We start from the raw sequence: 19438 nt of genomic DNA, 5'->3' as shown, positions 1-19438 counted from the left end.
TCATAGGCTCCGGCCACTGCGAGGCTGTGCCCGAGAAGGGAAACATGACTCATGGCCCCATCGATACGCCCGATCCGGATGGTCCCCGCCAGGCGGCTGGCGAGTGCCGCCACGATCGCGCTCCTGCTCGGCATGGTTCCCCTGCTCGGCGGCACACCGGCCGCGAGCGCCGCCCCGCCCTCCCGGTGCAGCGACGACCCCACCGCCCGGTTGACCACCGTGCCCAGCCCGGACGCCGTGCTCGGCTTCCCGCTCGGCGCGGGGCAGGAGCGGGTCGTCACCAACGACGAGGTCCGGACCTATCTCGGGGCCGTCGATCGCGCCTCGAACCGGGTCGTGACCGGTGTGATGACCACCAGTGTGCTCGGCCAGCCGTTGCCGTACGCGGTGGTGTCCAACGAACGCCATGTGCGGCCCGCCGCGCTGCGGGAGATCGCCGACGACATCCGGGACCTGCGCGACCCGCGCCGGACCAGCGCGCGAACGGCCGCCCGGACGGCGAAGGACAGCCCGGCCATCGTCTGGGTCACCGCGAACGTGCACGGCGGCGAGAAGAGCGGCGCCGACGCGGCGCTCAAGACGCTGTACGAGTTGGCGGCGGGCCTGTCCTGCGCGGTCGCCCAGCGCAACGACAACCTGGTCACCATCATCGTCCCCACCCAGAACCCGGACGGCCGCGACGCGACCCGCCGGCAGAACGAGTTCGGCTTCGACCTGAACCGGGACTGGTTCGCCCGCACCCAGCAGGAGACCGACGGCAAGCTCGAACTGCTGCGCCGCTACCCGCCGCAGGTGTTCATCGACGCACACGAGATGGGCGGCCGGCAGTACTTCTTCCCGCCCAACGCCGACCCGATCCACCACGAGATCGCCGGTGAGGCGGTGGACTGGATCAACCGCATCGGCGAGGCCAACAAGGCTGGCTTCGGCTTCAACGGGGCCTGCGACGAGACCGTCACCACCGAGTGCTACTTCAACTACGACACGTACGACATGTTCTTCATGGGCTACGGCGACACGGTGCCGACCACCGGCTTCGGCGCGGCCGGCATGACGTACGAGAAGGGCAGCGCGTCGGCCGTGGCCGACCGGGTCCAGCAGCAGTTCCACACCCAGTGGTCGACGCTCGGCTGGGCCGCCGCGAACAAGCACGAGGTGCTGGACGGCTACTTCGACATCTGGACCGACGCGCTCGCCCAGGGCAGGGCGGGCACCCTCGAACCGAACGAGGTGGTGCAGCCCACCAACGAGGTCCAGTTCCCGGTGCCGGACCTCACCATCCGCTCGTACTTCCTGTTGCCCGACCGGCAGCTCGCCGACGTCCGCCAACTCGTCGAGCGGCTGCGCCGGATGGACGTCGAGGTGTACGAGGTGCAGAAGGCGACCCGGGTGCCCACCGCGCGGGTCTTCGGCGGGCGCAGCGCCACCAACGTGACAGTGCCCAAGGGCGCGTACTGGATCCCGATGGACCAACCGCAGAAGCACTGGATCCAGGCCGTCATGGGCGAGGACCCGTACGTCCCGTTCCCGTACTTCTACGACGTGTCGTCCTGGAGCAACCCGCTGCTGATGGGCGTCAACACCATCTACACCGGAGACACCGTCCGGCCGAGGGCCGAACTGGTACGCAAGGTCTCCGGCGGTCGCACCGGTGCGGCGTGGCCCTGGGGCTCGTACACGTACCCGCTCGACTCGGCCGCCGCCGCGGAGTTCACCTTCAGCCTGCTCGGCCGTGGCGTACCCCTGCTCCGCGACCTCACGACCAGCAGGGTCGCCATCCCGGCGGCCAAGGTGAGCCGGACCGTGGACGGGCTGGCCGAATCCCTCGGGGTCACCCTCACCCCTGGCGGTCGGCCCACCGGCACCCGCCTCGACCTGCCCGACGTCGGGCTGTTCCAGGGCACCGGCATTTCCACCACCTCCGGCTCGCACGGCGAGGCCCGCTACGTGCTCGGCAAGCGGTGGGGGCTCGACCTCAAACCGGTCACCACGGCCGACATCAACGACAACACCGAGGCGTTCACCGGGCGTACCGTGCTGCTGGTGCCGGACGGCAGCAGCGCCACCGGCGGTCTGACCGCCGCCGGGCAGGCCAACCTGCGCGACTGGATCGGCCAGGGCCACACCTACGTCGGGCTGCGCAACGAGGGCACCCGGGTCGCCCGCGCCGCCGGGCTCACCTCGACCACGGAGAAGACCAAGCCGGCGGACTACCTGGTGATCGGCTCGCACCTGCGCGTCGACGTCGACCAGGACAGCCCGGTGGCGCTGGGTCGCCCGGCGGAGGACTTCGAGTTCAACAACAGCGACCCGATCCTCACCCCGAGCACCACCGGGACGAACGTGCTCACCTACCCGACGGGTGACACCTTCTGGGCCAACGGTTTCACCGTCGGGGCGGAAACGCTGAAGGGCACCGCAGCCGTCGTCGACGAGCCGACCGGCGCCGGTCGGGCGGTGCTGTTCGCGTTCAATCCGCTCTTCCGCGCGTACAACGAAAATGGTCTGCACCTGGTCGCCAACGCGCTGCTCTACCCGGCGAGCGCCGCGCCCGACGCCCGGCGCACGGCCGGCGTCGACGCGGCGCGCGCCAGTGCCGCCGCCGCGCCGGTGCCGCCGGACCTGGGCGGCGGCTGGCGGCCGATCACCATCCAGGTGGCGGCCGGCGACCTGCCCCGCACCCGGGCGATCGTCGAACGCTTCACCGCCGACGCGCAGGCGTCCGAGAAGAACGGCTCGGCGTACGTCGTGATCCCGAACCCGCAGGGGCTCCAGGTGGACGAACACCCGTTCGCGAGGGATCTGGTACGCGCGCTGAACGCCGCCAAGGTCCCACTGCGGTCGGTGGTGGGCTGACCAACCCGTGCACAGCGAAGCGCCCGTCCCCTCGACTGGGGGCGGGCGCTTCGACACGTGCTTGCTTCAGCGCCTCGGCGGGGCAGGCTCGGGGAGGGTGCGGAACAGCAGCCAACTCAGCGCGGGCATCAGAATCAGCGGGGCGAGGGCAACCTGGAGGGAGATCGCGTCGGCGACACCGCCGATGAGTGGACTGACCAGGCCGCCGACGCTGACGGTCAGGCCCAGTGTGATGCCACTCGCGGTGCCGACGCGGGTCGGAAGATAGTCCTGGCCAAGGGTGATCTGGAGAGAGAACGGAATGTAGAGCCCGGCCGAGGTGAGCGCCACGAACAGATAGAACGCCGGCCCGGGGACGAGCACCACCCCCGCGACGGCGGCGATGCTCACCACGTACGACCAGCGCACGACGGTGACCCGGTCCCAGCGGCCGGCCAGGTTGCCCCCGAGCACCGTACCCACCGCTCCACCGAGGTAGAGCACCACCAGCGCCGCCGTTCCCGCCGAGGTTCCCCCGCCGGTGCGCTGCGGCGCGTAGAGCGCCAGGAATGTGCTCAGACCCGCGAATGCGATGCCGCGGCAGACCACGGCCAGCGACAGCCGGCCGAACGAGGCCCTGTCGTCGGTCCCGATCCACCGCGGGGTGTCGGAACCGGCCCCCGTCGTCGGGCGCAGCGCGCGAAGGACGGGCAGGCACAGCACGCTGCCCGCGAGGGCCGGCACCACGAGCAACGGAGTGAGTCGCAGACCGCCGCTGGCGACGACGGCGGCGACCAGAATGGGCGCTACGGCGAAGCCGAGGTTGCCGCCGAGGGAGAACCAACCCATGCCGGCGTGGCTTCCGCCGCTGGCGATCCGCGCGACCCGGGCGGACTCGGGGTGGTACGCCGCGACTCCGATCCCGGAGACGGCCACGAACGCCAGCGTCATCGGGTACGACCCGGTGATTCCGCTGCACGCGATTCCCAGTCCGCCCAGGATCGTGCTCAGTGGCAACAGCCAGGGCATTGCCCACCGGTCCGTCAGCGCACCGAACAGCGGTTGCGCCACCGAGGAGAGCAGCGAGGCGGCGAGCACCACACCGGAGGCCGCCGCGTAGGTGTAGGAACGCTCGGCGATGAAGAACGGTACGAGCGCCGCCACAGCCCCCTGGTAGACGTCCACGCAACCATGTCCGACGGACAGCAGGATGATCGTTCTGTTTCTCGGCACGCCGCCATGCTCGCCGCTTCCCGGTCTGTCGGGCTTCCGATAACCTGCCAACCAATGACGAAAATCCGCCATCGGCCGGTGGCACCGACTCGCGCCCAGCAGCTGGCGTCCGGGTCCGTCATCGACGTGCACCGCCACGACGACCATCAGATCGTCTACGCCGCCCGTGGCGTGCTGGCCATTACCACCGACGCGGGTTCCTGGGTCGTCCCCGCCAGCCGCGCCATCTGGGTGCCCGCCGGAACCGCGCACGCGCACCAGGCCCACGGCGCACTCGAACTGCACCTGATCGGCCTGCCCGCGACCGAGGACCCGCTGAATCTGACGGAGCCGACCGTACTGGCCGTCGGGCCGCTGCTGCGCGAGCTGATCCTCGCCTACACCCGTGCACCCCAGGATGACAGCCCCGCGCGTGCGCGGCTGCGGGCCGTTCTGCTCGACCAGTTACGGTCCTCGGCCACGCAGCCCGTGCGCCTGCCCACGCCCACCGAGCCCCGGCTGAAGGCACTCTGCGCGATCCTGTACGCCGACCCGGCCGACAACCGCACCCTGGCCGCGCTCGGCAGGCAGGTCGGCGGAAGCGACCGTACGTTGTCCCGCCTGTTCCGCTCCGACCTCGGCATGACCTTCCCGCAGTGGCGTACCCAACTGCGGCTGCACCGTGCTCTGGTGATGCTGGCCGAGGATGTTCCAGTCACCGCCGTGGCGCATCGGTGTGGATGGTCCTCCGCCAGCGCGTTCATCGACGTCTTCCGCCGGGCCTTCGGGCACACCCCGGGCAGACACGAGCGCGGATAGCAGGGACGGCCGCCACCCGCCCGGTCCTGACCCTGAAGCGAGAGGCGTCAGGGCTTGCGGACGGCCGGCTGACCCGACGAACGGGCCAGCCGACCGTCGCGCGTCAGCCGGTGGCGCAGATGGTGCCGTTGAGGGTGAACGCCGTGGGTAGCACGTTCGGTCCGCCGTACGCGCCGACGAAGCCGGCGCTCACGGTGCCGCCGGCGGCGATCTGCCGGTTGTCGGTGGTGGGCGTTACTCGCACCGCAGTGCCGACCTGCTCCCAGGTGGCGCTCCAACCACTGCTCACCTGCTGCCAAGCGGTGGGCCAGGTCCAGGTGAGCGTCCAGCCGTTGATCGGGCGGGACCCGTTGTTGATGATCTCGACGCCGCCGATGTAGCCATTGCCCCAGTCGTTGGCGGTGGTGAACCGGACGGTGCACGTACTGGCGGCGGGGCTGCCGGTGGCGAAGGTGAGCGGCGGTGAGGCCCAGGAGACCCGTCCGGCGGTGTCGCGGGCCAGCACGTTGACGGTGTACCTGCTGCCCGGCACGAGGTTGCCGACAGTGAACGAGGTGGACGCCGTCTCGCCGAGCTGCTCGCTGACCGCGCCGTTCTGCCGGTGCACCTCGTACTTGGCGATCGGGCTGGCGCCCGGGGTGGACGCCGGCCAGGTGATCGTCGCGGCGCGGTCGGTGACGCCGCTCGCGGTCGGTTGGCCCGGTGCCGCCGGCCGTCCGGCGGTCGCGCCGGCCGGGCGCAGCACGAGCGTGGTCAACGAGTACGCGGGCAGCGTCCGGCTGGTCGCCGAGCCGGACTGGCTGGTGACGATGCCGGTGGCACCGTTGGTGAGGGTGGACACCGTCGGCGCGACGGCCGACGGGGTGAACCCGGCGTAGTCGATGGTGACCGGGTGGTCGTTGTCCGGGTCCTTGTTCACCAGCAGCACGGCGAGGTCCCCGTTGCTCCGGCGGACGGCGTGGGCGGTGACCAGTGGCTCGTCGGTGCCGGCGCGAACGAACTGGTCGCCGGTCTTCGCGAAGAGCTTCATCATGCTCAGCCCGTGGTACGGCGCGAACGGTGTGTTCAGCGGCGGTTGGCAGACCGAGCCGTCCTCGGTGCAGGCCCCGCTGGAGAGCATCCCGAAGTCGCCGTAGTCGGTCTGACCGGCCACCTGCGTCACGGTGCCCATGCCGTTGTGCACGTTCCACCAGTGGGCGGTGAAGACACCGTTCTCCAGCAGACCGCTGTAGACGTCGGCAAGGAACAGCGCGGCCGGTTGGGTGTTCCGGCCGGCGTCGACGTTCAGCTCGGTGAAGCTGATGCCGATGCGGTCGGCGTTCGGCCCGGCGTACCGGGCAAGCTGCTGCCGCAGCAGGTAGGTGGCGTCGGGGAGGTGGTTGACGCGGGCCAGCGACTCGGCGGCGGTGCCGCCCGGGTACCAGTGCACGTCCACGAAGTCGATCTTCGGGCCGGCGATGGAGAGCACCGTCTGGTTCCACGGGCCCGGATCGCTGCCGGCGGTGATCCCGTCCGGCCAGTTGCCCGGCATGGTCAGCACCGCTCCGACCTTGATGCTCGGGTCGACCGCCTTCATCGCGTCGGCGTACTCGACGACCAGCCTCGCGTACTGTGTCGCGCTCTTGTCGGGGTGGTCGTCGGCTTCCCACGCGGACCCGTAGTGGCCGTTGCCGTAGTTCTCGTTGCCGACGGTCCAGTAACGCGCGTCGTAGCCCTTGGTCACGTTGGCGTACCGCACCCAGTCGGCGGCCTCGGCGGGCGTACCGGTGCCGTAGTTCGCAATGATCATCGGCTGCGCGCCGACGCGCCGGACGGCCGCCATGAAGGTGTCGAAGTCGGTCCCCGGCGCGACGTAACCGCCGGGCGCGGTGTGGTCCTTCCAGTGGTAGATGTCGGCGTACGAGCCGCCGGGGTAGCGCATCATCTGCACGCCGGCATCGCGCAGCAGGTCCGACGTCTCGGAGGTGCCGAGGTTCGAGTCCCAGATGGCGTGGTTGACGCCGAGAGCGGTGTCCGGCACGGTCGCCAGACCGGCGCGGGTGTTGACGGTCACGGTGACCGGGTCGGCCGCCGCTCTGGCGGTTGGTGGGTTGACGCCAGCGAGCGCGCTCGCGGTGAGCAGCAGGCCCGCCAGGAGTGCTGCTCGGGTCTTCGGTTTACGCATGGGCGGGGTTCCTTCGGGCAGATGAGCCGCCCGGCCGGTCAGGGTGCGACCTGGTGACGGGCGATCTCGTGGACGGCAGACTCTCGTTGGTCCATCGGTCGTGTCACCGTCCCCCGGAGATCACATCTGGATCCCGGCTGCCCAGTGGACGGACATCAGCCCCGCGCGGCTCTTCATCGACGTACCACAATGGCACTGTCGGTTCGACAATCTCAAGGTGCGTCAGGCGTCGTCTTCGCCGCGCTCGCGGTGACCGACGCCGTACCCCGTCGGTTGCTCGTGCGGGGTGGCGTCCCGCTGCTCGGGCCCGGACTCCGAACAGCGGGACGCGACCCGGCGGCCAGGGCTGGGGCCGACGGTCGCCATCAGGGCGGCCCAGGTACGGGCTCCTGCCCGGCGGGTTCGCTGGGCAGGTGAGCGGACCGGTCGCCGTCGCACGACTGTCCGGCTGCTGCGGTGCCCTGGAATCCCGGTGGCCGTTCATGCCTCGGCCGCGTGGCGCGCGGGTCGCCCAGTGGTGGTCTCGGGCCGTCTCGCGCCGGCCACGTGCCACCCGCCCCACGCCACGATCGTCGTTCAGCACGCCTCGGGCCAATGGCGACAGCTCCGTCACGGCGGCCCGAGGTCGGTCGAGGATCGACGACTGTCCGTCACGTTAGCGCTAACAGTGAGCGATTGTCCATAGACAACGGTCTTCGTTTGCTGCTCGGGGCGGTCGCGGGTACGCCGACGAGAGTCGTGAGCGCGGGCGGAATAGCCTTGCGGCATGCGGGGACGATTCGGCACGGCCAGACGGTGGTACGGGGAGCACCGGCGGTTGGCCCGTCGTACGGTCCTCGCGCTCGCGGTGGGGATCGTGGTGCTGACCGGCGGCACGGTGGCCAGCGTGTCGTGGATCCGCGACACCGCAGAGGGCCACCTCTACGGAGAGGCCGAGGTGCCAAACGCGCCGGTCGCCCTCGTCCTGGGCACCAAGGTGGACGCCGACGGCACGCCCTCACCCGTCCTCACCGCCCGGTTGGAGATCGCGCGGCGGCTGTTCGACGCCGGCAAGGTGCGGGCGATCCTCGTTTCGGGCGACAACATGAACGCCGACTACAACGAGCCCGCCGCGATGCGGAACTGGCTGGTGCAGCGGGGCGTACCAGCGCACAAGGTGGTGCCGGACTACGCCGGCTTCGACACGTACGACTCGTGCGCGCGCGCTGAGCGGATCTTCGGGGTGCGGCGGGCCACTGTGGTGACCCAGTCCTTCCATCTTCCGCGCGCCGTGGCGCTGTGCCGGCGCCTCGGTATCGACGCCAACGGCGTGGGCGACGACAGCGCGAAGCGGTACGCCCAGACGTGGTGGTTCAGTTCGTCCCGGGAGAACGGCGCCTGCCTGAAGGCCGCACTGGATCTGCTCTCCGGTCGGGATCCGGCGCACCTCGGCCGCCGGGAGACGGGCGTCGACGACGCGTTGCGCGTCAGCTGAGGGAGGTCACCAGCGTGGTGGTGCGGCGCTGTCGCGGACGATGAGTTCGGTGGCGAGTTCGACCCGAGGGCTCTCGGTCCTCTCGCCGCCGGCGAGGCGCAGCACGGTCCGCGCGGCCAGCATGCCCATCTCGGCCAGGGGTTGCCGGACGGTGGTCAGCGGTGGCGAGCACCAGCGCACCTCCGGCAGATCGTCGAAGCCGACCACGCTGACGTCGTCGGGCACCCGCAGACCCCGTTTGCGGACCGCCTCGTAGACACCCAGCGCCATCTGATCGCTGGAGGCGCAGATGGCCGTGGGCGGGTCGGGCAGCGCCAGCAGTTGCGTACCCGCGGTGAAGCCGGCCTCGTGGTAGAAGTTGCCGGGGCGGATCAGGGCGTCGTCGACGGGGATCCCGGCGGCGCCGAGGGCGGCCCGGTAGCCGTCCATCCGGGCCCTGCTGCACATCAGGTGCGGCGGGCCGGCGATGAAGCCGATGCGGCGGTGGCCGAGGCTGATCAGGTACTGGTTGGCGCTGAGGCTGCCTGCCCAGTTGGTGGCGCCGATGGTGGGTGACTCCTGCGGGTCGACCCCGGCCGGGTCGATGATGACGACCGGCAGGTGGAGTCGGCGCAGCTCGGCCTGCAACGGCGGGTTCACCATCGAGGTCACGAAGATGATTCCCTCGGTGGAGCGCGTACGCATGTTGTCGAGCCACTGCTTGGCCGAGGAGATGCGCCAGTGGATGGCCGACACGACAGTGCCGACGCCGCTGGTCTGGCCGACGTCCTCCACCCCACGGATGATCTCCACGGCCCACGGGCTGTCCAGGTCGTTGAAGACCAGGTCGATGAGGGCGGCGTCGGTACGCCGGGCCGGCGAGCGGCGGCGGTAGCCGTGCCGGTTGAGCAGCGCCTCGACGCGCTCCCGGGTGTCGGGGGCGACGTCGGAACGGCCGTTGATGACCCGGGAGACGGTGGGCACGGAGACTCCGGCCAACCGCGCGATCATGGCGATGGTGACGTTTCGGCCGTTCTCCGTGCCCACGGTCCCCCCTGCGTCCTGCTGGAAACTTCAGGTCTGCTCGCGGTGGAGCCTCGTCATCCGGCTGAGCGGGCGGGGCGGTGAGCTATGGATCTCCGAAACTTTCAATGCTTCGCCGGTAATGTCGATCGATGGCCGGCACGCTACGAGCTGTTGTCCCAGCGGTCAAGACCTCTGTCCTATTGCGAAAAGACCGGCTAGCGTAAGCAGGGATTCCAGCGATCCGGGACCACGATTTTCCGGAAGTTCCAGACAGCCCGTGCAGAGGAGTGCTCGTGTCGACCGACATCGCTAACGTGGCGACCGCTACCCGGTCGATCCGCAATCCCGTCCTCGCCGGGTTCCACCCGGACCCGTCGATCCTGCGCGTCGGCGACGACTACTACCTGGCCACCTCGACCTTCGAGTGGTATCCGGGCGTCCTCGTGCACCACTCGCGTGATCTGGTGAACTGGCGCAGCCTGGGTGGGATCATCACCGACCGGCGCCTGCTCGATCTGCGCGGATGCGGCGATTCCAACGGGGTGTGGGCGCCAGACCTGACGTACCACGACGGTCAGTTCCACCTCGTCTACAGCGACGTGGCCAGCTTCGCCAGCGGCTACTGGGATCCGCAGAACTTCCTGGTCACCGCCGAGGACATCACCGGCCCCTGGTCCGATCCGGTGAAACTGCACGGGCGCGGGTTCGACGCGTCGTTGTTCCACGACGACGACGGCACCACCTGGCTGCTGGGCATGAGCGCGGACTGGCGGCCCGGCCGCGACCGCTTCGGTGGCATCGAGATCCAGCAGTACGACCGGGCCGCACGCCGTCTGGTCGGCAGCCCCCGCATCCTGTTCACCGGCTCACCGGTCGGGGTCACCGAGGGTCCGCACCTGTACCGCCACGACGGCTGGTACTGGCTGATCACCGCCGAGGGCGGTACCAGCTGGGAGCACCAGGTCACCGTGGCGCGGTCCCGGGAGCTGTTCGGACCGTACGAGGTGGACCCGGACGGGCCACTGCTCACCTCCTTCGGTCGGCCCGACCTGCGGTTGCAGAAGGCAGGTCACGGCAGCCTGGTCCACACGCAGAACGGCGAGTGGTACCTGGCCCACCTGGTTGGCCGCCCGTACTCCCCGCTGGGCAACTGCGTGCTGGGTCGGGAGACCGCGATCCAGCGGGTCGAGTGGCCGTCGGGCGGCTGGCCGCGGATCTCCGGCGGGGTGCCCGCGGACGACGTCGTCGCACCCGACCTGCCCGCGCACCCCTGGCCGGCGGAGCCCGAGACGGACCACTTCGACGCCCCCGAGCTGGGCCGGTGCTGGTCGACGCTGCGTCGGCCGGCCACCCCGGACTGGGTCGACCTGCACACCCGCCCGTCGTACCTGCGGGTCCACGGCGGGCAGTCGCCGGTCGGTCGACAGGCACCCAGCCTGGTCGGGCGACGCGTCGGCGCAAGGGAGTGCTCGTTGGAGACCGTGGTGGAGTTCGAACCGGCCGACCACCGTCAACTCGCCGGGATCACCGCCTACTACAACACGCTCAACTGGCACCACCTCTACCTGACCCGGGCCGACGACGGCCGGACGGTGCTGGAGCTGCTCAGTTCCGACAACGGGCGGCGCACCGCGTACCCCGAGCTGACCGTCGATGCCGACGGCGTCACCCGGGTCGGCCTGCGGGCCGTCTTCGACGGGCCGGCGGTGCGCTTCGACTACGACCTCGGCGCCGGTTGGCAGCGGCTACCTGTCGAGCTGGACGCGACCATCCTGTCCGACGAGCATGCCGCACTGATCATCGACGGTGAGCCGGCGGCGTGGGGCTTCACCGGGGCGTTTCTCGGTCTGTGGGTGCAGGACCTGGGCGGCGACGGCGTGCACGCCGACTTCGACCTGGCTACCTACCGGGAACAGTGACCGCGCGGACGGCACTCGGCGGGTGCCGTCCGCGTGCCCACTCGTCCTACTTGGCCTGGGCGGCCACGGCCCGCAACTGGCCGAGAGTGGTGCGGAAACCGTGGCCGGACGCGGCCGGGTCCTCGGCGTTCAGGCCGCTGACGGCCATGGTCTGCGAGCGGGTCGTGGCGACGGCCTCCGCGCCGGACCCGGTCAGGTCGAACACGCCGACGTCGCCGGCCTGCAGGTACGTGGCGGCCATGACGTCCTCCGCCGTGGCCCAGTCGGCGGTCAGCCGGAACGCGTGGTTGTAGACCGAACGCGCGTACGTGTCGAACAGGTCGGCGAACGCGCCGGGGTCACCAGCTCGCACCCGAGCACGCAGAGTCGACTCCATGACCATCTTCTGTCCGTCGGACGGTGCTGGTTCCGACGGACCGGCCCGTTGATCAGTTACGGCCCGACGATAGTCACCGGCGGGTACGTCCCGCCAACGACGGGATGAACAGACGTCGTCACGCCTCGCGGTCGTCGATTGACGATAAATCGACGTACTGGTATCTGTTAATACAGTTTCCTGATGCTCGCGGTGCCCGCCGGGGCCGAACCGTCGCGCCGGGCCACCGACCGGCCGGCGGCACGCCGCCCCTTCCCCGAGGAACACCCATGGTTCACAAGAGAACAGCCGCCTACGTCGTGGGCACCCTGCTGGTGGGCGTCGCCGCCGTCGGCTACGGCCTGCCGTCGGCGAGCGCCGCGACCGCCGGTCCGATCACCGGCCTCGGTGGTAAGTGCATCGACGTGGCCGGCGCCAGCTCGGCCAACGGGACGCCCGTCCAGCTCTACGACTGCAACGGCAGCGCGGCCCAGACGTGGACCGTCGGCAACACCGACAACTCGATCCGGGCACTCGGCAAGTGCCTCGACGTCACCGCCGCGTCGACCGCCAACGGCGCCAAGGTGCAGCTGTACGACTGCAACGACACCGGCGCGCAGAAGTGGACCGCCAGCAACGGTGCGCTCGTCAACTCCGGCTCCGGCAAGTGCCTCGACGTCACCGATCGGAGCACTGCGAACGGCGCCCGGCTGCAGATCTGGACCTGCGGCGGCACCACGAACCAGCGGTGGACCCTGCCGGGTGGCGGCAGCACCCCCACGCCCACGCCCACCACCCCAAGCGGGACCAACCTCGACGACCCGGCGAAGAAGAACGTCGCCATGCAGCTCGTCTCGGCCGCTGAGAACTCCTCGCTCGACTGGCGCGCGCAGTTCTCCTACATCGAGGACATCGGCGACGGGCGCGGCTACACCGCCGGCATCATCGGCTTCTGCTCCGGGACCGGCGACATGCTCGAACTGGTCGAGGCGTACACCCGCACCAAGCCGGGCAACGTGCTCGCCGGCTACCTGCCGGCGCTGCGCAACGTCAACGGCACCCCGTCGCACGCCGGCCTCGACCCCAACTTCCCCCGCGACTGGCGGACCGCGGCCACCGACTCGGTGTTCCAGGCCGCCCAGGAGGCCGAACGCGACCGGGTCTACTTCAACCCATCGGTACGCGACGGCAAGAACGACCAGGTCCGGGCACTCGGCCAGTTCGCCTACTACGACGCGGCGGTCATGCACGGGTACGAGGGCATGCGCCAGATCCGCAACCGCGCCCTGAACCGGGCCAAGCCGCCAGCCCAGGGCGGTGACGAGCGGACCTGGCTCAACGCGTTCCTCGACGAGCGGGTCATCGAGATGAAGAAGGAAGAGGCCCACTCGGACACCTCCCGCGTCGACACCGCCCAGCGGGTGTTCCTCAACAACGGCAACTTCAACCTGAACACGCCACTGGTGTTCGCCGTGTACGGGGAGCAGTTCCGCATCGGCTAAGTCCAGTCCCGCGGGTACGTCACCTCCCGCAGCCACGTTCCTGCTGGTGAGAGCTTGAGCGGGACGGCGACATCAAGTGCCACCTGTCGCCGTCCCCTGCTCGGCTGCCTGCGCGGCTCTCGCGGCTTTCGCGGCGCTGCGAACGGCTTCGATCTGCGGCAACACCGCACACCACCGGGAAGCTTCATCCCGCAGGCTCACGCCCTTGTCGGCCCGCCCTGGCGCGTCCGGACTCTGGTGAGCCCGCCCCGGCGCGCCCTCAGGCGGCGCCTCGACTAGGCGAACTGCCACCTCCCGACACATCTGGACCAGTGCCGCCCGGGTGCCGTCCATCCAGCTCCGCGCGGCGGCCACCCTCCGCATGTCGCCGCCCGCGCCGGCCCGGAACCGGTCGTAATCCGCCAGCCTACCGGCGAGAGTTGATCGGTAACGCTCGAAGTAGACGTCCGGCGAACCATCCAGCGCTGCGGCGAGATGGCGGAACACCAACTCCGGGTCGCGCACCGGGTCCCCGGCGCGTTCGCCGAAGTAGTGAATGGCCGCGACACAGGCAATCATCCGCCGGTGGATGGTCTCGCCGACCCCGAGCGCTCGGACAGCGCCAGTGTCCAAGGACTCCACCAGCACCGACGCCCACTCCTCGGCATCCGCTCGACCAGACTCCGCGCCCAGGACCATAGCCGCTGATCTCTCGCGCGGTCATTGCCGGCGGACCGATGCGGCAGAATCCTCCGGGTGGATCGGCCCCTGCTCCTGCTCGACGTCGACGGTGTCCTCAACCCTTACGGAACCCCTCAACCGCCCTCCGGCTACAGCGAACACCACCTGTTCCCCGGTGAGGAACCCGTCCGTATCAACCCCGATCACGGTGCCTGGATCATCGAAGCGAGCACCATTCTGGACGTCACATGGGCCACGAGCTGGAACGACGAAGCCAACCAGCTCCTCGCGCCGCTTCTGCACATCGCTTCTCTGCCCGTGATCACCATGCCACCCACGCCGTTCCACCCCAGCGACAAGGTTCCGCTCGTCGCCGCCTACGCCCAGCGACGGCCTGCGGCGTGGGTAGACGACCTCCACACGCCTCAAGCCCGCACGTGGGCCGCAGGACGCAGCAGCCCCACACTGTTGATCACCACCAACCCGACGATCGGCCTCACCCGGGATTCCATCGATCACGTCATCGCCTGGGCCAAGGCCCTCCAACGCCCGTGGACAACCCAGAGCGACACCCCAAGCCCTCCGTAAAGCCGGTCTCACCAATCGATCATGTTGACTAGAAGTGTCGTACGCCTGTTCTAGTCTCGCGTCATGGTCGAGGAGTTGTCGCAGGCAGATGACGCGGTCGCCGCCTGCGCCGACGCCGCCGCCTGGGCCCTCCCGGAGCACGGCCTGATCGCCGCGCTCGACGCCGCGCACCGCCTTCAGCAACGCCTCGCCGCCGTCACCCTGGCACTGGTTCGCGAGATCGACGGCCGCGGCACGGCCCGCACGCAGGGCGCCTCCTGCACCGCAGTGTGGCTTCGCGAACGACTCCAGCTGACCGTTCCCGCCGCCCGGCGACTTGTCGACCTCGCCACCACCCTCGACACCGGCAACCCCGGCATCCGACAAGCGCTAGCTGACGGAGCCATCAGCCTGGACCAGGCCCGGGTCATCACCGACACCGTCGACACCGTGCAGGCCGCCGCCGGCCCCGAGGCCGCCGACAAGGCCGTCAGCCTGCTCACCGGCTGGGCCGCCCAGTTCGACCCCACCCACCTGCGCAAACTCGGCACCCGAATCCTCGACCACGTCGCCCCCGACATCGCCGACGCCGCCGCCCGCGCCGCCCTCGAAGCCGAAGCACGACGCGCCAGCCGCGACCGACACCTCACCCTCTCCGAGCAGACCGACGGCCGACTCCGACTCACCGGCACCCTCGACACCGAAACCGCCGGCCTCCTCCGCGCCGCCATCGACCCACTGACCGCACCAACCGGCCCCGACGACCAGCGCTCCCCCGGCCAACGCCGCCACGACGCCCTCGCCGACCTCTGCCGACTCAGCTTGCGCACCGGTGAGTTGCCCGACAGCGGTGGTGACGCCGCTCAGATCGTCGTCACCACCGGTTACGACGTATTGACCCGGCAGTTGGGCACCGGCACCCTCGACATCGGCCAGCAGCTCACCGCCGAGACCGTGCGCCGGCTCGCCTGCGACGCCACCATCCTGCCCGCCGTCCTCGGTGGAGCTGGCCAGGTCCTTGACGTCGGTCGACAACGCCGCCTCATCTCCGGGCCGCTGCGCCGCGCCCTCGTGCTCCGCGACCGCGGCTGTGCCTTCCCCGGCTGCGACCGCCCACCCCGCTGGTGCCACGCCCACCACATCCACCACTGGGCCGACGGCGGCACGACCAACCTGACCAACGCGGTCCTACTCTGCGGCCACCACCACCGACACCTGCACCACAGCGACTGGACCGTCCAACTCGGCCGCGACGGCCATCCCGAATTCGCTCCACCGGCCTGGCTCGACCCCGAACAACTCCCCCGCCGCAACCATTACCACCGACGAACGTAGGAACAGCCAGCAGAAATAGCACCCTTTCGGTCGGTGAGCCGATCCATCGGAGCCAACCCCGCTGCGCAGCGGGGCTATCGCGAATCCGGGAGATCGCGGTAAGACCGGCTGAAGATCTGGCGACGCTATTGCCTCAGGAAGGCGGCCACCGCCCGACGAAAGTCGTGCGGATTCTCGACCCACGGAAGGTGGCCGGACCCGACAAGGCTCACGCGCTGACTGTTGGCCAACGCGCGGTGCAGCGAGTCGACGGCCCAGCGGGGCCGGATGTCCTCGGTGCCGTCGATGATCAGCACGGGCAGGTCGAGCGCTCGGCACTGCACGGCCATGCCGGGGTTGCGGAGCTCTTGCTTGACCTCGGCGTTGACAGCCTGGCTGCAGTCGTAGTTGATGCCCAGCCACGGCGTGGCCATGCGATCGGCGTGGCGCAGTGCCACACCGCGGTCGGCGAAGTCGGCCGACCATTGCAGCACCGCCCATTCACGTTCCTCTGCGGGCGTGCGGTCGCGCGCGCTGAGGGCCTCCCATCGGTCCAGGTGAGGCCCGAGCCGCAGCCGCAGATTCCGCTTGTAGTGCGGATGCCAGCCGCGATCGGGATCAATGCCGGTCCCGGACACGTAGATCAGATGGCTGACCCGTTCGGGGTGTTCAATGGCGTACCGCAACGCCAGGTGTGCACCCCACGAATGGCCCAACAGGGCCGTCCGCGGACCGGCCATCTGGTCGCGTACCGCGTCGAGATCGGCCACGAAGCGGGCGATGCCATACGGTCCGCGCCGCTGCGAGCGCCCACAGCCGCGCTGATCCCACCGGATGGTGCGGGCATGCTCTTCGAGCAGCCGGGCTACCGGGGCAAGATAATCCCACAGACCCGGACCCCCGTGACAGAGCACCAGAGGCGGCCCGGCGCCGGCCTGTTCCGCCCACAGAGGGCAGCCGTCGTCGCCGCGCACGCCCGGGTCCATATCGCCAGTATCGCGTGGCGACTTGACCTCAAGCTCGGGTGAGGTCCTAGCCTCCTGTATCGGAGGTAATGCATGAGCATGGAATTTGCCGCGTGGACGTCGCTGCACCACGCGATGAACGCGCAGGACGAGCGACCGCTGTCCCGCGCGACATTGAAGCGGATCGCGCAGTTCGCACGGCCACACCGGGCCCTGATCGTCAGGTTCCTGTTGTTGAGTGTGGTGACGGCGGTCCTCACTGTGGCGGCGCCTGTTCTCGCCGGTCGGGTGGTCGACGCGATCGTGGACGGCGCCGACAGCAGCGTGGTGATCCGGTTGGCCGTACTGATCGCCGTGATCGCTCTCGCCGAGGCCGGGCTGGGTCTGGTGACGCGATTTCTCTCCGCCAGCATCGGTGAGGGGCTGATCGTCCAACTGCGGACGGCTGTCTTCGACCACGTTCAGCGCATGCCGGTGGCGTTCTTCACGCGAACCCGCACGGGTGCGCTGGTCAGCCGCCTGAACAACGACGTGATCGGCGCGCAGCGGGCCTTCAGCGACACCCTGTCGAGTGTGGTCGGCAACGCCGTCACGCTGATGCTGACGTTGGCCGTGATGCTCACCTTCTCCTGGCAGATCACGCTGCTGGCGCTCGTCCTGCTGCCCATTTTCGTTCTCCCGGCTCGCCGGATGGGTTCGAGGCTCGCTCAGTTGCAGCGTGAAGCGGCCGAGCACAACGCCGCCATGAGCACCAGGATGACGGAACGTTTCTCCGCACCCGGTGCCACGCTGGTCAAGCTGTACGGCCGGCCAGCCGAGGAGTCGGCCGAGTTCGCGGCGCGGGCACGTCGGGTCCGCGACATCGGCATCCGCGCCGCGATGCTCCAGTGGGTCTTCATCACCGCGCTCACCGTCGTCGGCTCGTTGGCACTGGCCCTGGTCTACGGGCTGGGTGGTCTCTACGCCCTACGGGGCAGCCTCGACGCCGGGACGGTGGTCGCCCTCGCGCTGCTCCTGTCGCGGCTCTACGCACCGTTGACCTCGCTGGCCAGTGCTCGGGTCGAGGTGATGAGCGCGCTGGTGAGCTTCGAGCGGGTGTTCGAGGTCCTCGACCTCAAGCCGCTGATCCTCGACAGGTCCGACGCCCGGCCCCTTCCCGAAGGGCCGGTCGCGGTCGAGTTCGACGGGGTCCGGTTCGGCTACCCCTCAGCGGACAAGGTGTCGCTCGCGTCCCTGGAGGACGTGGCGAAGCTCGACACCCGCGGAGGTGAGGAGGTGCTGCACGGGGTGTCGTTCCGCGCCGAGGCGGGGCAGATGGTGGCGCTCGTCGGCTCCTCCGGGGCGGGCAAGTCGACAATCGCGCAGCTCGTGCCGCGCCTGTACGACGTCGAGGACGGCGCGGTGAAGCTGGCCGACGTCGACGTACGCGAGCTGTCGGCTGAGTCGATCCGGACGGCGTTGGGCGTGGTGACCCAGGACGGGCACCTCTTCCACGAGAGCATCCGCGCCAATCTGGCGTTCGCCCAGCCGGACGCGACCGAGGACGAGATGTGGGAGGTGCTCCGGCGGGCCCGCCTCGACGACCTGATCCGCTCACTTCCCGATGGGCTGGACACCGTCGTCGGCGAGCGTGGATACCGTCTGTCGGGCGGCGAACGGCAACGACTCACCATCGCGCGACTGCTGCTGGCTCGTCCGCGCGTGGTCATCCTCGACGAAGCCACCGCGCATCTCGACTCCACCTCGGAGGCTGCGGTTCAGGACGCCCTCGCCGAGGCGCTGACCGGCAGGACGAGTGTGGTTATCGCGCACCGGCTCTCCACCATCAGGGCGGCCGACCAGATCCTCGTCGTGGAGGCGGGACGCATCGTCGAACGCGGGCGGCACAGTGACCTGCTCGCGGCTGGTGGCCGCTACCACGAGTTGTACCGCACCCAGTTCGCCCAGGACCAGCCGACGGTCCAGGAGCAACGCGTCGCCATATGACGCACGCGGTGGTCGGTCCGCCCACGAGGGACAGTCCGACCACCGCGTCACAGCGCGCCGCCGCTCACCCCCATGAAAGCTCCGGGGGTGAGCGGCGACCGCGGTCAGTCGTCGTCGTTGTTGTCGTCGTCGTCAGCGTCGTCGCTGTCGTCGTCGTCGTCGTTGTCGTCGTCGTCGTCGACCGGCTCCTGCTCGGACTTGACCACCGAGCCGTTGTCCCGGTCGACGTCCACCTCGTGCTCGGTGTCGCCAGCGACGATCTCGACGCTCCACACCGGTCGGCCGTTCTCCTGCTCGGCCTCGACCTCGACGATCTGACCACCACCGGCCTTGGCAAGCGCGATCTCACCGGCGCGCTTCTCGTCGACGGCGCTGCCCGCGGGCGCGCTGCCGGTCGACGGCGTACCGGACGGCGTCCCGCTCGACGGCGTACCCGATGGGGTGCCGGCCGACGGCGAACCCGTGACTACCGGCGCGTCGGTGGCCGTCGGCGCGACGGTTGCCGCGGCGAGTGCCGTGCCGCCGGTCCGCGAGTCGTTCGCGGCGCTGACGCCGAGCGCGACCCCGGCCACCGCCAGCACCGCCGACCCGCCGACCGACGCCAGAAGCAGATTGGTGCGCTTCATCGTGGTGTCCACCTTTCCTCGGTTGTTGACTCCGA

15 protein-coding genes are annotated in these 19438 nt (G+C 70.0%); 8 read left to right on the top strand and 7 right to left on the bottom strand.

Features of this window, described 5'->3' with window-relative positions:
• Positions 1 to 78 precede the first annotated feature (78 nt).
• On the top strand, positions 79 to 2856 hold the full coding sequence (locus DLJ58_RS16110) for a M14 family zinc carboxypeptidase (RefSeq protein WP_244218962.1): 2778 nt from the start codon (positions 79 to 81) through the stop codon (positions 2854 to 2856).
• A gap of 66 nt (positions 2857 to 2922) precedes the next feature.
• Here the strand turns inward: DLJ58_RS16110 and DLJ58_RS16105 are convergent, their stop codons facing one another.
• A complete protein-coding gene (locus tag DLJ58_RS16105) occupies positions 2923 to 4068 on the bottom strand; it encodes an MFS transporter (RefSeq protein ID WP_124857255.1) in 1146 nt (381 codons plus the stop codon).
• 54 nt (positions 4069 to 4122) lie between these two features.
• On the opposite strand from DLJ58_RS16105, the gene DLJ58_RS16100 reads away from it, so the two are divergent.
• The gene (locus DLJ58_RS16100; protein ID WP_124857253.1) at positions 4123 to 4866 is read left to right on the top strand and encodes an AraC family transcriptional regulator; all 744 of its coding nucleotides are present in this window, start codon (positions 4123 to 4125) and stop codon (positions 4864 to 4866) included.
• Between the two features lie 103 nt (positions 4867 to 4969).
• Here the strand turns inward: DLJ58_RS16100 and DLJ58_RS16095 are convergent, their stop codons facing one another.
• Entirely contained in the window at positions 4970 to 7030 is a 2061-nt protein-coding gene (locus DLJ58_RS16095; protein ID WP_124857251.1) for a cellulose binding domain-containing protein, read from the bottom strand.
• 766 nt (positions 7031 to 7796) lie between these two features.
• Here DLJ58_RS16095 and DLJ58_RS16090 point away from each other — a divergent pair.
• The gene (locus tag DLJ58_RS16090; RefSeq protein WP_124857249.1) at positions 7797 to 8504 is read left to right on the top strand and encodes a SanA/YdcF family protein; all 708 of its coding nucleotides are present in this window, start codon (positions 7797 to 7799) and stop codon (positions 8502 to 8504) included.
• Positions 8505 to 8510: 6 nt separating this feature from the next.
• Here DLJ58_RS16090 and DLJ58_RS16085 read toward each other — a convergent pair whose 3' ends face one another.
• On the bottom strand, positions 8511 to 9494 hold the full coding sequence (locus DLJ58_RS16085) for a LacI family DNA-binding transcriptional regulator (RefSeq protein WP_386994848.1): 984 nt from the start codon (positions 9492 to 9494) through the stop codon (positions 8511 to 8513).
• A 308-nt stretch (positions 9495 to 9802) separates the two neighbouring features.
• Here DLJ58_RS16085 and DLJ58_RS16080 point away from each other — a divergent pair, with 308 nt between their 5' ends.
• Entirely contained in the window at positions 9803 to 11428 is a 1626-nt protein-coding gene (locus tag DLJ58_RS16080) for a glycoside hydrolase family 43 protein (RefSeq protein ID WP_124857245.1), read from the top strand.
• Between the two features lie 46 nt (positions 11429 to 11474).
• On the opposite strand, the gene DLJ58_RS34255 is transcribed toward DLJ58_RS16080, so the two are convergent.
• On the bottom strand, positions 11475 to 11804 hold the full coding sequence (locus DLJ58_RS34255) for an RNA polymerase sigma factor (protein WP_208741141.1): 330 nt from the start codon (positions 11802 to 11804) through the stop codon (positions 11475 to 11477).
• A gap of 269 nt (positions 11805 to 12073) precedes the next feature.
• Between DLJ58_RS34255 and DLJ58_RS16070 the strand changes: the two genes are divergently transcribed.
• Positions 12074 to 13285, top strand: a complete 1212-nt coding sequence (locus tag DLJ58_RS16070; RefSeq protein ID WP_208741139.1) for a chitosanase — start codon at positions 12074 to 12076, stop codon at positions 13283 to 13285.
• A gap of 72 nt (positions 13286 to 13357) precedes the next feature.
• Here DLJ58_RS16070 and DLJ58_RS16065 read toward each other — a convergent pair whose 3' ends face one another.
• The gene (locus DLJ58_RS16065; RefSeq protein ID WP_124857243.1) at positions 13358 to 13912 is read right to left on the bottom strand and encodes a hypothetical protein; all 555 of its coding nucleotides are present in this window, start codon (positions 13910 to 13912) and stop codon (positions 13358 to 13360) included.
• Positions 13913 to 14020: 108 nt separating this feature from the next.
• Between DLJ58_RS16065 and DLJ58_RS16060 the strand changes: the two genes are divergently transcribed.
• A complete protein-coding gene (locus DLJ58_RS16060) occupies positions 14021 to 14533 on the top strand; it encodes an HAD domain-containing protein (protein WP_124857241.1) in 513 nt (170 codons plus the stop codon).
• Positions 14534 to 14596: 63 nt separating this feature from the next.
• Positions 14597 to 15847 (top strand): HNH endonuclease signature motif containing protein, encoded by a 1251-nt coding sequence (locus DLJ58_RS16055; RefSeq protein WP_124857239.1) that lies wholly within the window; start codon positions 14597 to 14599, stop codon positions 15845 to 15847.
• 125 nt (positions 15848 to 15972) lie between these two features.
• On the opposite strand, the gene DLJ58_RS16050 is transcribed toward DLJ58_RS16055, so the two are convergent.
• A complete protein-coding gene (locus tag DLJ58_RS16050; RefSeq protein ID WP_244218961.1) occupies positions 15973 to 16800 on the bottom strand; it encodes an alpha/beta fold hydrolase in 828 nt (275 codons plus the stop codon).
• Positions 16801 to 16884: 84 nt separating this feature from the next.
• Here DLJ58_RS16050 and DLJ58_RS16045 point away from each other — a divergent pair, with 84 nt between their 5' ends.
• Positions 16885 to 18777 (top strand): ABC transporter ATP-binding protein, encoded by a 1893-nt coding sequence (locus DLJ58_RS16045; RefSeq protein ID WP_124857235.1) that lies wholly within the window; start codon positions 16885 to 16887, stop codon positions 18775 to 18777.
• 104 nt (positions 18778 to 18881) lie between these two features.
• On the opposite strand, the gene DLJ58_RS16040 is transcribed toward DLJ58_RS16045, so the two are convergent.
• Positions 18882 to 19403, bottom strand: a complete 522-nt coding sequence (locus DLJ58_RS16040; protein ID WP_124857233.1) for a PepSY domain-containing protein — start codon at positions 19401 to 19403, stop codon at positions 18882 to 18884.
• Positions 19404 to 19438: the final 35 nt, after the last annotated feature.

The organism is Micromonospora arida (assembly GCF_003857035.1).
GTDB lineage: Bacteria > Actinomycetota > Actinomycetes > Mycobacteriales > Micromonosporaceae > Micromonospora > Micromonospora arida.
The sequence above is the reverse complement of the archived record's forward strand: the minus strand, read 5'-3'. Positions and strand labels throughout refer to the sequence as shown.

Excerpts from the sequence above, each read along its gene's own strand:
- DLJ58_RS34255 (WP_208741141.1), bottom strand. The coding sequence starts at position 11,804 with ATGGAGTCGACTCTGCGTGCTCGGGTGCGAGCTGGTGACCCCGGCGCG.
- DLJ58_RS16045 (WP_124857235.1), top strand. The coding sequence starts at position 16,885 with ATGAGCATGGAATTTGCCGCGTGGACGTCGCTGCACCACGCGATGAAC.
- DLJ58_RS16040 (WP_124857233.1), bottom strand. The coding sequence starts at position 19,403 with ATGAAGCGCACCAATCTGCTTCTGGCGTCGGTCGGCGGGTCGGCGGTG.
- DLJ58_RS16055 (WP_124857239.1), top strand. The coding sequence starts at position 14,597 with ATGGTCGAGGAGTTGTCGCAGGCAGATGACGCGGTCGCCGCCTGCGCC.
- DLJ58_RS16095 (WP_124857251.1), bottom strand. The coding sequence starts at position 7,030 with ATGCGTAAACCGAAGACCCGAGCAGCACTCCTGGCGGGCCTGCTGCTC.
- DLJ58_RS16100 (WP_124857253.1), top strand. The coding sequence starts at position 4,123 with ATGACGAAAATCCGCCATCGGCCGGTGGCACCGACTCGCGCCCAGCAG.
- DLJ58_RS16090 (WP_124857249.1), top strand. The coding sequence starts at position 7,797 with ATGCGGGGACGATTCGGCACGGCCAGACGGTGGTACGGGGAGCACCGG.
- DLJ58_RS16110 (WP_244218962.1), top strand. The coding sequence starts at position 79 with ATGGTCCCCGCCAGGCGGCTGGCGAGTGCCGCCACGATCGCGCTCCTG.
- DLJ58_RS16070 (WP_208741139.1), top strand. The coding sequence starts at position 12,074 with ATGGTTCACAAGAGAACAGCCGCCTACGTCGTGGGCACCCTGCTGGTG.
- DLJ58_RS16085 (WP_386994848.1), bottom strand. The coding sequence starts at position 9,494 with ATGATCGCGCGGTTGGCCGGAGTCTCCGTGCCCACCGTCTCCCGGGTC.